This window comes from Caulobacter sp. 05L422, from assembly GCF_056397765.1.
The window spans coordinates 77,857-94,198 of sequence record NZ_JBFTOB010000013.1 but is presented as its reverse complement, the minus strand read 5'-3'; the positions used below and the strand labels follow the sequence as shown (position 1 = coordinate 94,198).

Sequence of the window (16,342 nt, the reverse complement as noted above, 5' to 3'; positions counted from 1 at the left end):
GGTTTGAAACGACGCCCTCAGCGGAACCTTCACCGCAACCGGCGCTTATCCGTTGTCAGGTTGCGTGGTCGGGATCTCCGTATGAGAAAATCGTTTTGCGTCGCGTTGATCGCCGCCGCCTGTCTCGCGCCGGCTTCGGCCTGGGCCCGCGACGACGCCGAGATCGATCCGGCGACCATCGACCTGGCCAAGCTGATCGAATGCCGGACCTACGACGTGCCGACCTACAACGCCCTGGCCTTCTGGCTGGTCGGCGACGAGGCGCCCAAGGCGCGGGCCGCCTTGGGCCTCACCGAGGAAAAGTCGGCCAACTTCCTGCTGAGGGCCTATGCGCTGAGGGCCCCGATCACGGTGTTCGGCCGTCAGACCCGCCACATCGTCTTCAACAGCTCCGGCCCGATGGCCGTGCTCGACGAGGCCGACCCGCATCCGCTGGCCCGGGAGTTGAAGATCGAGCCGGCCATCGACGTGCCCGCCAAGTTCCTGGGCGAGCGCGAGATGGCGACCACCACCGACAAGGGCGAGGCCGGCGGCTTCACCTACAAGACCCATGTCACCCTCAACGTCTCCACCGTCACCTCCCATCCGGGCAAGACGCTGGCGGGCTGCAGCTACACCTTCGAGATGATCGAAAATGCCGCTCCGTAACCTGCCCCTCGCCGCGCTCTGCGGCCTCGCCGCCATGGCGACCGCCGCGCCGGTCCTGGCCCAGGACCTGTTCATCGGCACGCTGGACGTCCGGAAGGACCAAGTGGTGCTGACTCGCTGCGACCTGGCCCAGAACCGCTACGTCCTGCGCGACCGCGCGGGCGAGTCCGAAAAGCCGGTCGCCCGGTTGCGCGAACGCCTGAAGACCCTGAAGGCGCCGGTCTATGTCGAGGTTCTCGGCGAATACGCCGAGATCGAGGGCGAGGACGGCCATGCCCTGGACGTGATCGGCCTGGAAAACCTCACGGCCGGAAAGTCCTGCCACCTGATGGACGCCCTGCCGGGCGGCTAGTCCTCCCGCTCGTCCTTCAGCCGCGCGCTCTCGGTCTTCAACGGCTTGGACACCGGGCAGACCTCCTGGACGAAGTCGTTCAGCGTGTTGACCAGGCTGTCCCGCACCAGGCTGTAGTGCACGAACTGGCCGCGCTTCTCGCTGCGCACCAGACCCGCCGCCTCCAGGATCGACAGGTGCTGCGACACCGCCGGCTTGGAGATCTGGAACCGCGAGGCGATCTCGCCCGCCGTCAGTTCGGCATGGGCCAGATAGGCGAGGATCTTCCGGCGGACCGTCGAGGAGAGGGCTTCGAACACGCGTTGCATGCGAGGGTATTTAAGCTGTTCGCTAACCGCTTGCAAATAGGTGATGAGGTATTTAAGGAATAGCTTACTCAATGCCGGAGACGCGACCATGGCTTGCCTCCTGATTCCACGGCCCACCGCCTCGCTCCCGCCGGATCGCGTGCTGTTCGCCATGCTGACCGGCGCCGGGTACGGCGGCCTGCTGGTCGCGGCCGTCACGGTCGTGGTGATGGTCGTGACGGGCGCGGGCCCCCTCGCCTTCTGGGTCGGCCTCATGAGCCTGGCCTTCGCCACGCCGATCTGGTTCGCCGGCATCCTGGTGGTCGGCGGCCCGGTCTGGTGGGTCCTGCATCGCCTGGGCCTGCGGTCGCGGGCCGTCTCCTCGGCGGCCGGCGCGACCCTGGTCCTCCTGGTGGTCGGAGGCGGTTTCACGCTGACCGACGCCGCCCCCGAGGGCGGTGAAGGGTTCGGGGTCCTGTTGATCATCGCCCCCCTGGTGGCCATCGGGGCGGTCGTCGGCTGGACCGTGGCCAGGAGCGCCTATCGCGCCGAAAGGACCGGCCAATGACTGACAGTCATCCCGACCACGACGATCCCTACGCCGTCCATTCCATCATCCCCTCGCCCGCCGACGACGCCGTGACCGGCCGCGTGGTCTGGGCGCCGGCGACCTCGCTCTGGCAGGGCGCGATGCTGGCCGGGGCCCTTGCCGCACCGTGGTTCTTCAGCTGGAGCGGCCTGGCCGTCTTCGTCGCGCTGACCGGCGCCACCCTGCTGGTCGGCCACTCGATCGGCTTCCACCGGCGGCTGATCCACGGCAGCTTCCAGAGCCCGCTCTGGCTGGACCATCTGATGATGTACGCCGGCACGCTGGTGGGCATGAGCGGGCCGCTGGCGATGATCCGGAGCCACGACCTGCGCGACTGGGGTCAGCGCCAGTCCGACTGCCATCCCTATCTGTCCAACCGCGCCGGCTTCTGGACCGACTACGCCTGGAACCTGCACGGCCGGCTGGTGCTGGCCTCGCCGCCGCGCGTCGAGATCCCCGCGCGGATCGCCGGCGACCGGTTCTACCGCTTCCTGGAACGGACCTGGATGCTGCAGCAGTTGCCGGTGGCCGTGGCGCTGTTCGCCCTGGGCGGCTGGCCTTGGCTGCTGTGGGGCGTCTGCGCGAGGGTCTGCGTGTCGGTGACCGGCCACTGGTTCGTCGGCCGCCTGGCCCATCGCGCCGGGCCGCAGCGCTGGCTGGTCGAGGCCTCGGGCATCCAGGCCCACGACGTGCCCTGGGCGGCGATCCCGACCATGGGCGAGGCCTGGCACAACAACCATCACGCCTGGCCCGGCTCGGCCAAGCTGGGGCTCTATCCGGGCCAAGCCGACTGGGGCTTCATGTTCATCCGCCTGCTGGAGCGGCTGGGGCTGGCGTGGGACGTGCGCACGCCGGAGACCTTGCCGGAGCGGGCGGGGCTGGCGCGGGTCTAGACCTGCGCCGGAGGACGGGAAATGCTAGCGATCTCCAGCCGGCGCGCCCCGTCGCAAGCGGACCAGATCGTGATGACCAAGCACCGCATCTACACAATGAGCTTCGCCAGCGTCTATCCGCTCTACATCGCCAAGGTGGAGAGGAAGGGGCGCACCAACGCCGAGGTCGACCAGATCATCCTCTGGCTGACCGGCTTCACCCAGGCGGAGTTCGAGTCCCATCTCGCGGAGAAGACGGACTTCGAGACCTTCTTCGCCCAGGCGCCCGAACTGAATCCCGCGCGGACCGAGATCAAGGGCCTGATCTGCGGCATTCGCGTCGAAGAGATCGCCGAGCCGCTGATGCGGGAGATCCGCTACCTGGACAAGCTGATCGACGAACTGGCCAAGGGCAAGGCGATGGAGAAGATCCTGCKACGCCAGGCGCCCGGCTAGGCTCGCGAGCGGCCTAAACCCTGCCCCCGATCGCGCTCCACACCGTCAGCGCCTGGGCGGTCTCGCGAACGTCGTGCACCCGCACCGCCGCCACGCCGGCCGCCGCGCCGTGCAGGTGGGCGGCCAGCGAACCGCCCAGGCGCGCCGTCGGCTCGGCGCCCAACGGATCCAGCGAGGCGATGAAGCGCTTGCGGCTGGCGCCCAGCAAAATCGGATAGCCCAGGGCGACGAAGCGCGGCAGGGCGGCCAGCAGGGCCACGTTGTGGGCGGGCGTCTTGCCGAAGCCGATGCCCGGATCCAGCCAGATCTTCTCGCGCTCGACCCCGGCGGCCATGGCGGTGAAGGCCCGGGCCAGCAGGAAGGCCTCGACCTCGGCGACCACGTCGTCGTAGCGCGGGGCGTCCTGCATCGTCCCGGGCTCGCCCAGCATGTGCATGAGCACCACCTCGCAGCCCAGCTCGGCCGCGACTTCGGGGGCATCCGGAGCGAAACGCAGGGCGGCGACGTCGTTCCAGAGGCTGGCCCCGGCGGCGACGGCGGCGCGGGCCACGGCGGGCTTCATGGTGTCGATGGAGATCGCGACGTCGCTGGCGGCGCGGATCGCCTCGATCAGCGGGACGACCCGGGCGATCTCCTCGGCCGCCGGCACAGGCGTCGCGCCGGGCCGGGTGCTTTCGCCGCCGATGTCGAGGATGTCGGCCCCCTCGTCGATCAGCCGCCGCGCCTGGTCCAGGGCCGCGGCCGGATCGAAGAACCGCCCGCCGTCCGAGAAGCTGTCGGGCGTGACGTTGACGATCCCCATGACGCGGGGGCGGGGGTGGGCGGCGGTCATGGATGGGGTTCTAGAACAGGTTTGCTCTCGCTCCCACCGATCCGCTCATCCCAGCGAATGCCGGGACCCAGATGGAATGGCGGGGTGGCTGACGCCAAGGGCGCTGAGCGCTTCCAATCATCCACACCGCTAAGGGATCCGGGTCCCGGCATTCGCCGGGATGAGCGGGGTTTTGTGGGAATCCGAAAGCAGCCCGCCTACCAGTCGATGAACTTGGTGAAATCGCCGATCATCCCCGTCCAGACTCCGAAGTCGTCGTCCAGGCCCGAGATCGTGCGGCCGGCGTTCACGTTGACGTCGTACTGGACGTAGGGGTCGCCGTCGTCGTCGAGATAGACCTTCAGATAACGGTTCTTGCGGTTCCACTCGTTGGCCTTCTCAAGCGCCAGCGGGGTCTTCAGGTCGAAGCCGGCCGAGAACTGCAGGGCCTTGCAGCGCTTGGCCTCGTTGCAGTCGTAGAAATAGATCTTGAAGGTCTGGCCGTCGGCGGCGCTGTTGATCAGCGGATCGCCGCCGTCGTCCTTGGTCAGCTCGGCCTTGTAGCCGCCCTTCTGCAGCCAGGCCGACACTTCCGGGCCGGTCATGCCTTCCTTGTCGATGGCCTGGGCGTGGGCCGCGCTCCCCAAAGAGAATTGGGCCAGGGACGCCGCAGCGGCCGCCAGGGCGATGATCGCCTTCTTGTTCATGTCATGCCTCCCCGCCGCGCGTCGCGGCCAAGGCTCAGGTTAGTCCGCCCGATGTGACACGCAAAGAAAAAGCCGGATCGGCGAACCGGTCCGGCTTTTCCAACTCCGTTTCGACGGAAGCCCTAGGCGGTGACGCCCGTGGACACCGGCACCGAGGCTGTCGGACCGGTCGGCATCTTGTTGCTCTCGTCCTCGACGCGAACGGGCGGGATGCCCTTCATCACGTTGATGATCTCGTCGCCGCTGAGGGTCTCGAACTCCAGCAGGGCCTTGGCCACCTGGTGCAGCTCGGCGAGCTTCTCGGTCAGGATCTGGCGGGCCTCGTCCTCGCCGCCCTTGACCAGGCGGCGGACCTCGGCGTCGATCGTCATCATGGTCTCGGGCGAGACGTTCTGGGTGCGGGCCACCGAGTGGCCCAGGAACACCTCGTCCTGGTTGTCGCCATAGGCCACGGTGCCCAGCTCGTCGGAGAAGCCCCAGCGGGTGACCATGTTGCGGGCCAGGCTGGTGGCGGCGCTGATGTCGCTGGAGGCGCCCGAGGTGATCTTGTGCTTGCCGAAGATCAGCTCCTCGGCCACCCGGCCGGCCATCATGATGGCCAGGCGCGAGGTCATCATGTCGAAGCTCATCGAGTAGCGGTCGCCCTCGGGAAGCTGCATGACCATGCCCAGGGCGCGGCCGCGCGGCACGATGGTGGCCTTGTGGACCGGGTCGGCGACGGCGACGTTGAGGGCCACCAGGGCGTGGCCGCCCTCGTGATAGGCCGTCAGCTTCTTCTCGTCCTCGCTCATGGCCATCGAGCGACGCTCGGCGCCCATCATGACCTTGTCCTTGGCGTGCTCGAAGTCGTGCATGGTGACCATGCGGCGGTTCTTGCGCGCGGCGGTCAGGGCCGCCTCGTTGACCAGGTTGGCCAGGTCGGCGCCCGAGAAGCCGGGGGTGCCGCGGGCCAGGGTCTTGACGTCGACGTCGGCGGCCAGCGGCACGTTCTTCATGTGCACGCGGATGATCTTCTCGCGGCCCATCACGTCCGGGTTGGGCACCACGACCTGGCGGTCGAAGCGGCCCGGACGCAGCAGGGCCGGGTCCAGAACGTCGGGGCGGTTGGTGGCGGCGATCAGGATGATGCCTTCGTTGGCCTCGAAGCCGTCCATCTCGACCAGCAGCTGGTTGAGGGTCTGCTCGCGCTCGTCGTTGCCGCCGCCCAGGCCGGCGCCGCGATGGCGGCCGACGGCGTCGATTTCGTCGATGAAGATGATGCAGGGGGCGTTCTTCTTGGCCTGCTCGAACATGTCGCGCACGCGGCTGGCGCCGACGCCGACGAACATCTCGACGAAGTCCGAACCGGAGATGGTGAAGAACGGCACGCCGGCCTCACCCGCGACGGCGCGGGCGATCAGGGTCTTGCCGGTGCCGGGAGGGCCGACCAGCAGGGCGCCCTTGGGGATCTTGCCGCCCAGGCGCTGGAACTTGGCCGGGTCCTTCAGGAACTCGACGACTTCCTGCAGCTCTTCCTTGGCCTCGTCGACGCCGGCGACGTCGTCGAACAGCACGCGGTTCTTGTTCTCGGTCAGCAGCCGGGCCTTGGACTTGCCGAAGCCCATGGCGCCCTTGGTGCCGCCCTGCATCTGGCGCATGAAGAAGATCCAGACGCCGATCAGCAGCAGGATCGGCAGCATCTGGAACAGCAGGCCCAGCAGGCTGAACGTGTTGCGCTGATAGACGATCGTCGAGCCGCGCGCCTCGAGGCGCTTGACCAGGTCCTCGGAGTTCGGCGGGACGTTGACGTTGTAGGGCTTGCCGGTCTTGGGCTCGACCTTGACGACGTCGCCGCTGATGTCGGCCTTCTTGACCTCGCCGCTGTCGATGTTCTTGAGCAACTGCGAGTAGCTGACCTCGCCGTTGCCGCCGGGCTTACCGCCCTGGCTCACGACGGTGTAGGCCATGACCAGCACCACCACGATCGTCGCCCAGATGCCCAGGGTCTTGAAATTCATACGCGTTGTCTTCCCAACGATAGTCTCTGACCTTCCAAGATAGGATGGTCCGGCCGATTTCGCCACGCGCGGGATATCATGTCGCGGGTTCTTGATCGACACGGCCCGTCGCCGCCTCAAAACGATCCATGACAAGACAACGCGCTCGCGTCGCTTTCGCCTCTGCAAGGATCGGGCAAGTCAACGTCCCATCGGGGGCCAGCACCGCCGGCAGGCCCGGTCGGGCGGCGGCCGGAAGGCCTTTCAGCGCCTGGCGTTGCGCCGCGGGCAGGCGGGCGGCGAGGCCCTGCAGGGGGCGGATGGTCAGGCCTGGCGCGGCGGCGGTGAGTTCGTAGCGGCCGTCCCAGACGATCGTCCGGTTGGGCGGCAAGGGCGTTTCCAAGACCCTCCCCCCGTGGGGGAGGCGATCCGAAGGATCGGTGGGGGGAGGACCTGATCTGCGCGCTTCGCCGGGTTCGCGGAAGAAGCTTACCCCCTCCCCCGCCGCCTCGATCCGCGCCCCGGCCAGGGTGGCGGTGAAGCTCTCGCCGCCCCGGATCCGCTCGACCAGCCGCTGGAGCCGCTCGCCGCGCGGCGGTTGCGACGTCCCGGCCGCGCACAGGCACGCGGCGGCGACATGGGCGGCGGGGGCGGTGCGCGGGAGGACGACATAGCCGTGCTCTGCCATCCCGGACGTAGCGAAGCGAAGATACGGGATCGATGCGGAGCGCGGCGCTTCCGGCGGTCCCGGATCTTCGCGCTGCGCGCTCATCCGGGATGACAGCCCGTTTTGTTGAAGATCACGTCGCGCCCTCGCCCGGACCGACCTCGGATCCTCGTTGGCCGGATCGTCCAGCCAGGCCTCGCCCCGCGCCGCCAGCCAGTCCCGAATCTCGCCGCGCCCCGCCGCCAGCAGCGGCCGCAGCACGAACACGCCCCGCCCCTCGGGCCAGGCGGGCGACGGCGACCATTCGCGAGGGTCCGACACGGTCGAGCCTTCCCCCCGCATCAGCGCGGCCTCGGCGAGGTCGTCGGCGGTGTGGCCCAGCAGCAGGACGCGCGCTCCGGCCGCCCGGGCGGCGTCAGCCAGCAGGGCGTGGCGGGCGGTGCGAGCGGCGGCGGACAGGCCGGTGATCGGCTTGGGTCCGGTCCAGGCCAAGGCGCGGGCCTCGGCGCCCAGCGCGCGGGCCTTGACGACCGCGTCGACGGTCCAGGCGGCGCTGGCGGGATTGAGCTGGTGGTCGACGGTCAGCGCCACCACGGCGCGGCCATGGGCCCGGGCCCAGTCCAGCGTCAGGATCAGCAGGGCCAGGCTGTCGCCGCCGCCCGAGAAGCCCACGGCCAGCGGCGCGGCGGTGTCGGGGCGCAGGCGGCGATCGAGAGCGGCGGTGAAGGATGGGAAGGTCATGCCTGCCCCTTCCCTCACCAGATCAGCACGACGCCTACGTCGCGCACTTGGCCTGGACGCGGGTGCTCGTGGCCTTGGCGGTGACGGCGGTCGGGGCCTTGGGGTAGCGGCGGGTCAGTTCGTCCAGGGTCTTGCAAGCGTCGGCGGGCTTCTTCAGGGCCACCAGCGAGCGCGACAGCTTCAGCACCGCGTCGGGCGCCCAGCTGGTCTGCGGCCAGCCGCGCACCGCGCCCAGATAACTTCCCGCTGCATCGGAATAGGCTTCGCGGACGAACTGGGTCTCGCCCAGCCAGTAGCGGGCCTCGGGCGCCTTGGCGCTGTCGGGGAAGGCCTCGACATAGCCGGCGAAGGCCTGTTCGGCGGCGCCGTAGTCGCCGTCCAGCAGCAGTTGGCGGGCCGACTTGAAGGCGGTGTTCGGATCGGTCGAGGCGGGGGCCGCGGCGGCGACCGGCGCGGCGGCGACGACGGCGGCCGCGGCGGCCTCCTGGTCGGCGATGCGCTTTTCCAGGGCGGCCAGGCGCTGGTCCAGCGCGTCGGCGCGGGCCTTTTCGCCTTCGCCGTTCCGGCGCGCCTGGTCCAGGTCGTGGGTCAGGGTCTCGTTCTGGCCGTTCAGCCGGGTCAGGGTCTGTTCGAGATCGGTCAGCTTTTCCGACAGCGCCGCGATCTGGGCGTCGGTCTCGGCGGCCTGGACGACGACCGGCTTGCCGGTGTCGCGGCCCTGGAAGACGATCGCCCGCAGTTCGCGGACCACTTTCTCCATCTTGTCCAGCCGCTTGACCGAGCGGTCATCCAGCGGATCGGGCATGGCGGTCTGGGCCATGGCCGCCGAAGGCAGGGCGATCGAGGTCACGGCCGGGACAGCGGTGAGCGCCAGGACGGAGACGAGCAGAGCGGTTTTCAGCTTCATGTCGACGATTATGCCCCGGTTGCGGACAAAAGTGCGGCCGGATCGCGACCGCTGAAAACGACTGTCACCCCGGACGGCCCGCAAGGACGATCCGGGGTGACAGGGTAGCCGGCCCTTCCCGCGAGGGAAGGGCGCTCAGTCACTTACCGCGCGCCGTCGGTGATGGCGGTGCGGGCGTTGCGGTTCTTGGCCCAGGCGTCTTCGCTGGTGCCCGGATCGATCGGGCGTTCCTTGCCGTACGACAGGCTTTCGATGCGCGAGCCCGAGACGCCCTGGCCGACCAGGAATTCGCGGACGGCGTTGGCGCGGCGGGCGCCCAGGGCCAGGTTGTATTCGCGGGTGCCGCGTTCGTCGGCGTTGCCTTCGATGCGCACGCGCACGGCCGGATAGCGGTTCAGCCACTGGGCCTGGGCCGCCAGCACGGCCTGGGCGTCGGTGGTGACGTCGTAGCTGTCGGTGGCGAAATAGATCCGCTCGCCGATGTTGATCACGAAGTCCTGCACCGTGCCCGGCAGCGGGCCTTGGTTGACCGGCGACTGCGGGACCTGCGGCTGTTGGGCCGGGGGCATGGGTTGCTCCGGCTGCGGCTGCGGAGCCGCGGGGCCCGCGGGCTTCGGCCGCGAAGCACAGGCGGCGAGCGAGGCGGCCGCCAGACCGATCATCGCCAGTCTAGCAACGCGTTGGGTGTCGAAGCTCATCCAGTTTCTCCTCAAGTCCACGGCCAAGGTTCATACTTCTAGCGCGTGAAGCCTTTGCGGCGCCGCGCCAAATCGTACCTATCGCCTCACAATGGCGTCAGAATGTCGCACACCCACCTGTTTTCACCTGCCGGGTGAACGTCGGATGAACGACTCTAGGGCAACGCGCCTTTACGGTGAAGGTTGCCAAAAAGTCGCGTGAATCAATCCAGCAAGGGAGACCAGGCAGGGTCGGAAGCGGCGCCTTGGTAGGCGGCGGGGCGCAGGATCCGGCCGGTGATGTCCACCGTCCACAGCCGCGAATTGCCGCTGGAGCTCTCGCGCGAGAACATCAGCACCCGGCCGTTGGGGGCCCAGGTGGGGCCCTCGTCCAGGTAGCTGGTGGTCAGCAGGCGCTCGTCGCCGCCGTCGGCCCGCATCACGCCGATGTGGAATTCGCCGCCGGTCTGCTTGGTGAAGGCGATGAAGTCGCCGCGCGGGCTCCACACCGGGGTGGTGTAGCGGCCGCCGCCGTACGAGATGCGCCGCACGCCGCTGCCGTCCAGGTTCATCACATAGATCTGGGCCTGGCCGCCGCGGTCGGAGTTGAACACGATCCGGCTGCCGTCCGGCGAGAACGACGGCGAGGTGTCGATGGCCGGGTCGGTGGTGATCCGCGTCGACTGCCGGCTGCGCAGGTCCATCACGTAGATGTCGGAATTGCCGCCCTTCTCGACCGAGAAGGCCACCTTGCTGCCGTCCGGCGAGAAGCGCGGGGCGAAGACCATGCCCGGGAACTTGCCGATGGTCTCGGTGCGGGCGGTCTCCAGGTTGGTCAGGTAGATGCTCGACCCCGTGGGCCGCAGCGCCATGTAGGTGATCTCCTGGCTGGTCGAGGAGAAGCGCGGGGTCATGACGATGTAGGAGCCGTCGGTCAGGTACTGCGGGTTGGCGCCGTCCTGGTCCATGATCGCCAGCTTCTTGACCCGGGCCACCTTGCTGCCGCTCTCGGCGACGAACACCACGCGGGTGTCGAAATAGCCCTTCTCGCCGGTCAGCCGCTCATAGACCGCGTCGCTGATCTTGTGGGCCACGCGCCGCCAGTTCTCCTCGGTCGAGGTGAACTGCAAGCCCAGCAGCTGCTGCTGGCTGAAGACGTCCCACAGGCGGAAGTCGACGCGCAGCACGCGGTCGGCGCCGACCGTCACCTGGCCGTTGATCAGGGCCTGGGCCCCGGTCGCCTGCCAGTCGGGGAAACGCGGCTGGACATTGGCGTCGGTCAGCTTGTCGGCCACGTTGCTGACGTTCAGCGGCTGGAACAGGCCCGAGCGCTCGAGATTGGCGGCGATGACCTGCGAAATCTCGGCCCCGCGCCCGCCGCCCGAGAAGGCGGGGATGGCCACGGGCAGCGGCTTGACCGCGCCCTTGTCGATGTCGAAGGCGATCTGGGCCTGGACCACCGTCGAGGAGCCGAGAAAGACCGCGACGGCGACGACGATCGCGCGAAATAGGGTTCTCATCTCTGTCTCCTGCTAGCCGCCACAGGCGTCCTTCGCCTTGAACGTCGGCGACAACTCCTGGGCATAGTATTCGGGGGGAAGATTGGGGAAAGGGGCCGACTGGTAGACCGCGCGGATGGCGCGCTCCGCCGCCGTACGAACCACCGGGTCGGACGAATGTTCCTTGCCGCCCGCCGTGACCTGGCCGGCGACGCGGCCGCCGGCCGCCAGACGGAAGCTCAGGGTCACGACCACGCTGGAGCCGCCCTCGACCTCGCAGTTGGGATTCCAGCGGCGCTGGATCTCGTCCTTCATGCCGTTGATCGCCGAGGCCTGCAGGCCGGTCATGGCGCCCGCGCCCGGACGGGCCTGAGTGGCGGTCTCCGGACGGGTCGGGCCTCGGGCCGCGTTCGCCACCGGCTTGCCGGCCGCCTTGGGCGTCTTGGCCAAGGTCTTTTCCAGCGAGGCGAAGAAGTCGGGCTCGGGCTTGGCCTTGGCCGGCTTGGTCGGGGTCGGCTTGGGGCTCGGAACGGGCGCGGCGGTCTTGGGCGGCGCGGGGGCCGGGGTCGGGACCGGGGCGGGAACCGGAGCCGGCGGCTGCGGATCGGCCTCGGGCGTCGGGTCCTCGGTCTGGGCCGTCTGGTCGACGACGTCCTCGATCGCCGGCCGCACGTTGGTGGGCCCCTCGGTGACGATGGTCACCGGCACGCTCTCGCCGATCACCAGCGGCTTGGACGGCTTCCACGGGCCGATCAGGATCGCGGCCACCACCAGGACGTGGAGGCCGATCGACCCGACGAAGGCCGGGGAGAAATTGGTGCGCTCGCGCCTCACCGAGTCCACCCTTACTGCGCCGGACGCAGGGCGCCCGCGTCCGAACCCTCGGCTCCGGCCGCCGCCTTGGGGGCCGTGCCCGAGGACGGGCCGCCGGTGTCGGTCAGCAGGTTGATCTTGGCGAAGCCGGCGTTGGACAGCGCCGCCATCACCTGGGCGACGGTGGCGTAATTGGCCTTGCCGTCGGCGCGCACGAAGATCGGCTTGTCGTAGCCTTCGCCGGCGATCGCCGAGATACGCGGGGCCAGTTCGGCGAACGGGACCTCGCCCTCGCCGATGAACACCGCGCCGTCGGCCTTGATCGAGACGGTGATCGGCTCCTGCTGGTTCTGCAGGGCGGCGGCCTCGGTCTTGGGCAGCTCCAGCGGCACGCCAGCGGTCAGCAGCGGGGCGCTGATCATGAAGATGATCAGCAGCACCAGCATCACGTCGACCAGCGGGGTGACGTTGATCTCGGACAGGGCGCCCTTGCCGCGGCGGCCGCGACGACGGCGGCCGCGACGGCCGCCGGTGGCGAAGGCGTCGTTGGCTGACATCGCCATGCGACTAGACCCGCTCGCTCAGGCGGCGCTGGATGGCCGTCGAAAGGTCGTCGGCGAAGTTCTCCAGCCGGCCCGCGAACTTGCCCGCGTCGGTCGAGAACTTGTTGTAGGCGATATAGGCCGGGATGGCGGCGATCAGGCCGATGGCGGTGGCGAACAGCGCTTCGGCGATCGACGGGGCGACCACGGCCAGCGAGGTGTTCTTCGAGATCGCGATGTTCTGGAAGGCGTGCATGATGCCCCAGACCGTGCCGAACAGGCCGATGAACGGGCTGGCGGTGGCGACGATGGCCAGGCTGCCCAGGCCTTCCTCGACCTTGCCGGTCTCGCGCGAGATCAGGGTGTCCATCATCCGGTCGATGCGCTGGATCAGGAACGCGGCCTGGGCCTCGCCCACGGGGCCCTTGGTCTTGGCGTCGCGCCATTCCTTCAGCGCCAGCTGCAGCATGCGCGGCAGCGGATGGCGCGGATTGGCGCCGGCCTGGGCCGCGACCTCCTCCAGCCCCTGGCCCGAACCGACCTGATCCTCGAATCGGTTGGCGGCGCTGTTCAGCGACGAGAAGCGGAACAGCTTGTCGATGATCACCGCCCACGACCCCAGCGAGGCCAGGATCAGACCGACCATCACGCCCTTCACGACCCAGTCGGCCTGCATGAACAGCGAAATGAAGGAAAAGCTCTGCGGGTCTGCGGCGGCGTCCATGCGGGGGTCCTGCTCCGTTGGGGCGTCAGTATCGTGGAAGGTTGATAGCGCACCTTCCGGGGTTCCGTTGCGCCCTTACTGACATGAAGCGGGGCAATGGTGAAACTATGACAATCGGCGGGGGAGCGGGTTTTTTGATGGTGAAGCCCTGAGCTTCACCGCGTTCCGCCCTTCGCCCTCCTCAACGCCCAAAACGCCCGTCATCCTCGGACTTGTTCCGAAGACCGCTGCTTCGGTGGCGAAGAAGAAGATCCGTGGAGCGGTGAGGTCCCGAGCAAACTCCAAACGACAGCGCGGCGGACCTGGGGTCCTCGGAACAAATCCGAGGATGACGGGCTCGGGGGCGGCCCTAGGCCTCAAGCCAAGGCGCCATCTGGGCCAGCATCTGCGCCGTCGGCTTGCGCGGCCGGCCGTCCAGGGTGATGCAGACCGCCTCCCCCGCCGCCTGGCAGATCAGCTCCTCGCCGCGGGTGATCCTCTGGCTGACGAACAGCCGCGGGCCCTTCACGCGGTCGTAGGTGGTGCGCACCACCAGGGCGTCGTCGATCCGCGCCGCCCGCTTGAAGTCCAGTTCCATGCGGACGATCGCGAAGGCGGTGTCGGCCGCGTGCAGGGCGGTGTGCGAGATCCCGATCATCCGGAAGAAGTCGCTGCGCCCCCGCTCGAAATAGCGCAGGTAGTTGGCGTGGTAGACGATGCCGGAGAAGTCGGTGTCCTCGTAGTAGATGCGGACCGGAAGCTGGTGCTCGCGGCCGTCGAAGACGCCGGCGGTGGGTTCAGGTGCGAGCGGCATCGAGCCTCCTCAGCAGGAACGCGTCCAGGAACTCGGCCTCGTCCCTGGCAAGCCAGCGGCCAAAGGCGACGATCGCCGCGGCGAACCCGATCATGGCGACTGGAAACAAGGCCAATCCGAAGCTTCCCGCGCCAAGGCTTGGATCGCTTAGCGCGCTGAAGGCGATGCCCCCGCCGATCAACAGGACCCCGCCGCACCAGACGACCATGAAGCCGATGGTGAAGACGCTCATGCCCGTGCGGCATTCGACGAGTGTCTTGGTCCCGTTGCGTTGGAAGCGGGCGGTCAGCACGGTTCGGAAGGAGTTGTTGTACCAGATCCGCTTGTGCAGGCCCGCGCCCGAGATGTTGGCGTGGCCGATCACGGCCTTGCCGCCGAACAGCGAGAAGTAGCCGTCGATGGCCGGGCGCAGGCGCGCCGAGCATTCCTCGGGCGTCAGGGTCGTTTCGAACCGCCAACGTCGATCAATCCAGCTCATTCAGTCCTCCCCGAACAGCCCGCCCTGCACGATCTTCGGGGCCGAGACCGGTTCGGTCAGGCCCAGGTGCAGATAGGCCTTGCCGCAGGCCATCCGCCCGCGCGGGGTGCGCTGGATGAAGCCCTGCTGCATCAGATAGGGCTCGATCACGTCCTCGACCGCGTCGCGGGCCTCGGCGATGGCGTAGGCGATTGTCTCGACGCCCACCGGGCCGCCGCCGTAGTTGTCGATCATGGCCCGCAGGTAGCGGCGGTCCAGGCTGTCCAGGCCGCTCTCGTCGACCTCGAGCCGGGCCAGAGCCAGGCCGGCGGCCTTGCGGTCGATGATCGGAGCCCCGTCGGCGGCGGCGAAGTCGCGGACGCGGCGCAGCAGGCGGCCGGCGACGCGGGGCGTGCCCCGGGCCCGCTTGGCGATCTCGTCGGCCCCGTCGTCCGACAGCGGCGTCCCCATCTTGCGGGCGGCGTGCAGCAGCACGTGGCGCAGCTCGGCCGGGGTGTAGAACTCCAGGCGGATCGGGATGCCGAAACGGTCGCGCAAGGGCGTGGCCAGCATGCCGGCCCGCGTCGTGGCCGCCACCAGGGTGAACGGCGCCAGGTCGATGCGGATCGACCGCGCCGAGGGCCCCTCGCCGATCACCAGGTCCAGCACGTGGTCCTCCATGGCCGGATAGAGGATCTCCTCCACGGTCGAGGGCAAGCGGTGGATCTCGTCGATGAACAGGACGTCGTTGGCTTCCAGATTGGTCAGGATCGCCGCCAGGTCGCCGGCCTTGTTCAGCACCGGGCCGGAGGTGGCGCGGAAGTTCACGCCCAGCTCGCGGGCGACGATCTGGGCCAGGGTGGTCTTGCCCAGGCCGGGCGGGCCGAACAGCAGCACGTGGTCCAGGGCCTCGCCCCGGCCCTTGGCCGCCTCGATGAAGATCCGCAGATTGCCCTTGGCCTGCTCCTGACCGACGAACTCGGCCAGGGTCTGGGGGCGCATGGCGCGGTCGGACGACGTCGGAATGGCTTCGCCCTGTTGGGCCTCGCCAGAAATGATCCGGGTCATGGCCGACTTGCCCCCACCTGACGGCTTCGCCGTCTGTCCGCCCCCATAGGGGGCGGAGGACGACATGCGCGCGACCTCTTCCCCCTATGGGGGAAGACGACCGCGAAGCGGTCCGTAGGGGGCAAGTGCTTCATGGTCACCGCCCCAACTCCTGAAGCCCGGCCTTGATCAGCGCCTGGACCGTCGCCTCGTCACCCAGCTTGGCGGCGGCGGCTTCCACCACCCGCCGCGCGTTCACCTCTGCCACGCCCAGGCCCATCAGCGCCGCCACGGCGTCGCCGGTCGGGGCCGGCTTGGCGGGCGCCGGAGCGGCCGTCGGCGCCCCCATGAACACCGGACCGTCGGTGATCGGCTTGTCCTTCAGCTCGGTGACGATCCGCAGGGCCAGCTTGGGCCCCACGCCCGAGGCGCGGCCCACCGCGGCCTTGTCCTCGCGCGCCACGGCGCTGGCCAGCTCGGCCGGCGACAGCACGTCCAGCACCGCCATGGCCGCCTTGGGGCCCACGCCCTGGATGGCCTGCAGCAGCACGAACGCCTTGCGGTCCTCGCGCGTGCCGAAGCCGTACAGGCGCAGGCCGGCGCTCTCGCTCCACTGGCTCTCGATATGCAGCAGGGCCTCTTCGCCCAGGGCCGGCAGTCGTTGCAGGGTCCGCGACCCGCAGCGCACGACATAGCCAACGCCCATCACGTCGATCAGCGCCTCTTCCTCGCCGACCTCGGCGACGGCCCCACGTAAGCGCCCAATCATAGTTTTTT

The 16,342-nt window shown here is 69.0% G+C and carries 20 protein-coding genes; 5 read left to right on the top strand and 15 right to left on the bottom strand.

The window, feature by feature from the left end; translation table 11 throughout:
- Positions 1-81 precede the first annotated feature (81 nt).
- Together AC1DMQ_RS13970 and AC1DMQ_RS13965 are read left to right on the top strand one after the other, a co-directional pair.
- A complete protein-coding gene (locus AC1DMQ_RS13970; RefSeq protein WP_477034159.1) occupies positions 82-648 on the top strand; it encodes a hypothetical protein in 567 nt (188 codons plus the stop codon).
- Positions 635-1,000 carry a hypothetical protein gene (locus AC1DMQ_RS13965; RefSeq protein WP_477034158.1) on the top strand — a complete coding sequence of 122 codons (366 nt, stop codon included), beginning with the start codon at positions 635-637 and terminating at the stop codon, positions 998-1,000. Before AC1DMQ_RS13970 ends, AC1DMQ_RS13965 begins: the two co-directional genes overlap by 14 nt.
- Here AC1DMQ_RS13965 and AC1DMQ_RS13960 read toward each other — a convergent pair.
- Positions 997-1,308 (bottom strand): metalloregulator ArsR/SmtB family transcription factor, encoded by a 312-nt coding sequence (locus AC1DMQ_RS13960; protein ID WP_477034157.1) that lies wholly within the window; start codon positions 1,306-1,308, stop codon positions 997-999. The two genes, AC1DMQ_RS13965 and AC1DMQ_RS13960, sit on opposite strands and share 4 nt — an antisense overlap.
- 88 nt (positions 1,309-1,396) lie before the next feature.
- Between AC1DMQ_RS13960 and AC1DMQ_RS13955 the strand changes: the two genes are divergently transcribed.
- The 3 genes from AC1DMQ_RS13955 to AC1DMQ_RS13945 are packed head-to-tail and all read left to right on the top strand — an operon-like array spanning position 1,397 to position 3,204.
- On the top strand, positions 1,397-1,855 hold the full coding sequence (locus AC1DMQ_RS13955) for a hypothetical protein (protein WP_477034156.1): 459 nt from the start codon (positions 1,397-1,399) through the stop codon (positions 1,853-1,855).
- On the top strand, positions 1,852-2,769 hold the full coding sequence (locus AC1DMQ_RS13950) for an acyl-CoA desaturase (protein WP_477034155.1): 918 nt from the start codon (positions 1,852-1,854) through the stop codon (positions 2,767-2,769). The genes AC1DMQ_RS13955 and AC1DMQ_RS13950 overlap by 4 nt, the downstream gene beginning before the upstream one ends.
- A 21-nt stretch (positions 2,770-2,790) precedes the next feature.
- A complete protein-coding gene (locus tag AC1DMQ_RS13945; RefSeq protein ID WP_477034154.1) occupies positions 2,791-3,204 on the top strand; it encodes a DUF2200 domain-containing protein in 414 nt (137 codons plus the stop codon).
- Positions 3,205-3,217: 13 nt separating this feature from the next.
- Here AC1DMQ_RS13945 and folP read toward each other — a convergent pair whose 3' ends face one another.
- The 14 genes from folP to ruvA all read right to left on the bottom strand — a co-directional run bounded on the left by folP (position 3,218) and on the right by ruvA (position 16,334).
- Positions 3,218-4,036 carry a dihydropteroate synthase gene (gene folP / locus AC1DMQ_RS13940; RefSeq protein WP_477034153.1) on the bottom strand — a complete coding sequence of 273 codons (819 nt, stop codon included), beginning with the start codon at positions 4,034-4,036 and terminating at the stop codon, positions 3,218-3,220.
- Positions 4,037-4,233: 197 nt separating this feature from the next.
- Positions 4,234-4,722 (bottom strand): YbjN domain-containing protein, encoded by a 489-nt coding sequence (locus AC1DMQ_RS13935; RefSeq protein ID WP_477034152.1) that lies wholly within the window; start codon positions 4,720-4,722, stop codon positions 4,234-4,236.
- 122 nt (positions 4,723-4,844) lie between these two features.
- Positions 4,845-6,719, bottom strand: a complete 1,875-nt coding sequence (ftsH, locus tag AC1DMQ_RS13930) for an ATP-dependent zinc metalloprotease FtsH (protein WP_477034151.1) — start codon at positions 6,717-6,719, stop codon at positions 4,845-4,847.
- 76 nt (positions 6,720-6,795) lie between these two features.
- Positions 6,796-8,106, bottom strand: coding sequence for a tRNA lysidine(34) synthetase TilS (tilS, locus tag AC1DMQ_RS13925; RefSeq protein ID WP_477034150.1), 1,311 nt, complete (start codon positions 8,104-8,106; stop codon positions 6,796-6,798).
- Positions 8,107-8,140: 34 nt separating this feature from the next.
- Positions 8,141-9,013 carry a tol-pal system protein YbgF gene (ybgF, locus tag AC1DMQ_RS13920; protein WP_477034149.1) on the bottom strand — a complete coding sequence of 291 codons (873 nt, stop codon included), beginning with the start codon at positions 9,011-9,013 and terminating at the stop codon, positions 8,141-8,143.
- 143 nt (positions 9,014-9,156) lie between these two features.
- Entirely contained in the window at positions 9,157-9,726 is a 570-nt protein-coding gene (pal, locus tag AC1DMQ_RS13915; protein WP_477034215.1) for a peptidoglycan-associated lipoprotein Pal, read from the bottom strand.
- A gap of 188 nt (positions 9,727-9,914) precedes the next feature.
- On the bottom strand, positions 9,915-11,210 hold the full coding sequence (gene tolB, locus AC1DMQ_RS13910; protein ID WP_477034148.1) for a Tol-Pal system beta propeller repeat protein TolB: 1,296 nt from the start codon (positions 11,208-11,210) through the stop codon (positions 9,915-9,917).
- A 12-nt stretch (positions 11,211-11,222) separates the two neighbouring features.
- Positions 11,223-12,023: an energy transducer TonB gene (locus AC1DMQ_RS13905; protein ID WP_477034147.1), complete on the bottom strand. Its 801-nt coding sequence runs from the start codon at positions 12,021-12,023 to the stop codon at positions 11,223-11,225.
- Between the two features lie 11 nt (positions 12,024-12,034).
- Positions 12,035-12,565: an ExbD/TolR family protein gene (locus tag AC1DMQ_RS13900; protein WP_477034146.1), complete on the bottom strand. Its 531-nt coding sequence runs from the start codon at positions 12,563-12,565 to the stop codon at positions 12,035-12,037.
- A gap of 4 nt (positions 12,566-12,569) precedes the next feature.
- Positions 12,570-13,268, bottom strand: a complete 699-nt coding sequence (tolQ, locus tag AC1DMQ_RS13895) for a protein TolQ (protein ID WP_477034145.1) — start codon at positions 13,266-13,268, stop codon at positions 12,570-12,572.
- A gap of 349 nt (positions 13,269-13,617) precedes the next feature.
- Positions 13,618-14,061: a YbgC/FadM family acyl-CoA thioesterase gene (locus AC1DMQ_RS13890; protein WP_477034144.1), complete on the bottom strand. Its 444-nt coding sequence runs from the start codon at positions 14,059-14,061 to the stop codon at positions 13,618-13,620.
- The gene (locus tag AC1DMQ_RS13885) at positions 14,045-14,539 is read right to left on the bottom strand and encodes a hypothetical protein (RefSeq protein ID WP_477034143.1); all 495 of its coding nucleotides are present in this window, start codon (positions 14,537-14,539) and stop codon (positions 14,045-14,047) included. Before AC1DMQ_RS13885 ends, AC1DMQ_RS13890 begins: the two co-directional genes overlap by 17 nt.
- A complete protein-coding gene (gene ruvB / locus AC1DMQ_RS13880) occupies positions 14,540-15,586 on the bottom strand; it encodes a Holliday junction branch migration DNA helicase RuvB (RefSeq protein WP_477034214.1) in 1,047 nt (348 codons plus the stop codon). It abuts the gene before it with no gap.
- Between the two features lie 136 nt (positions 15,587-15,722).
- Complete coding sequence (gene ruvA / locus AC1DMQ_RS13875; RefSeq protein ID WP_477034142.1) at positions 15,723-16,334, bottom strand: Holliday junction branch migration protein RuvA; 612 nt, start codon at positions 16,332-16,334, stop codon at positions 15,723-15,725.
- Between the last annotated feature and the right edge of the window lie 8 nt (positions 16,335-16,342).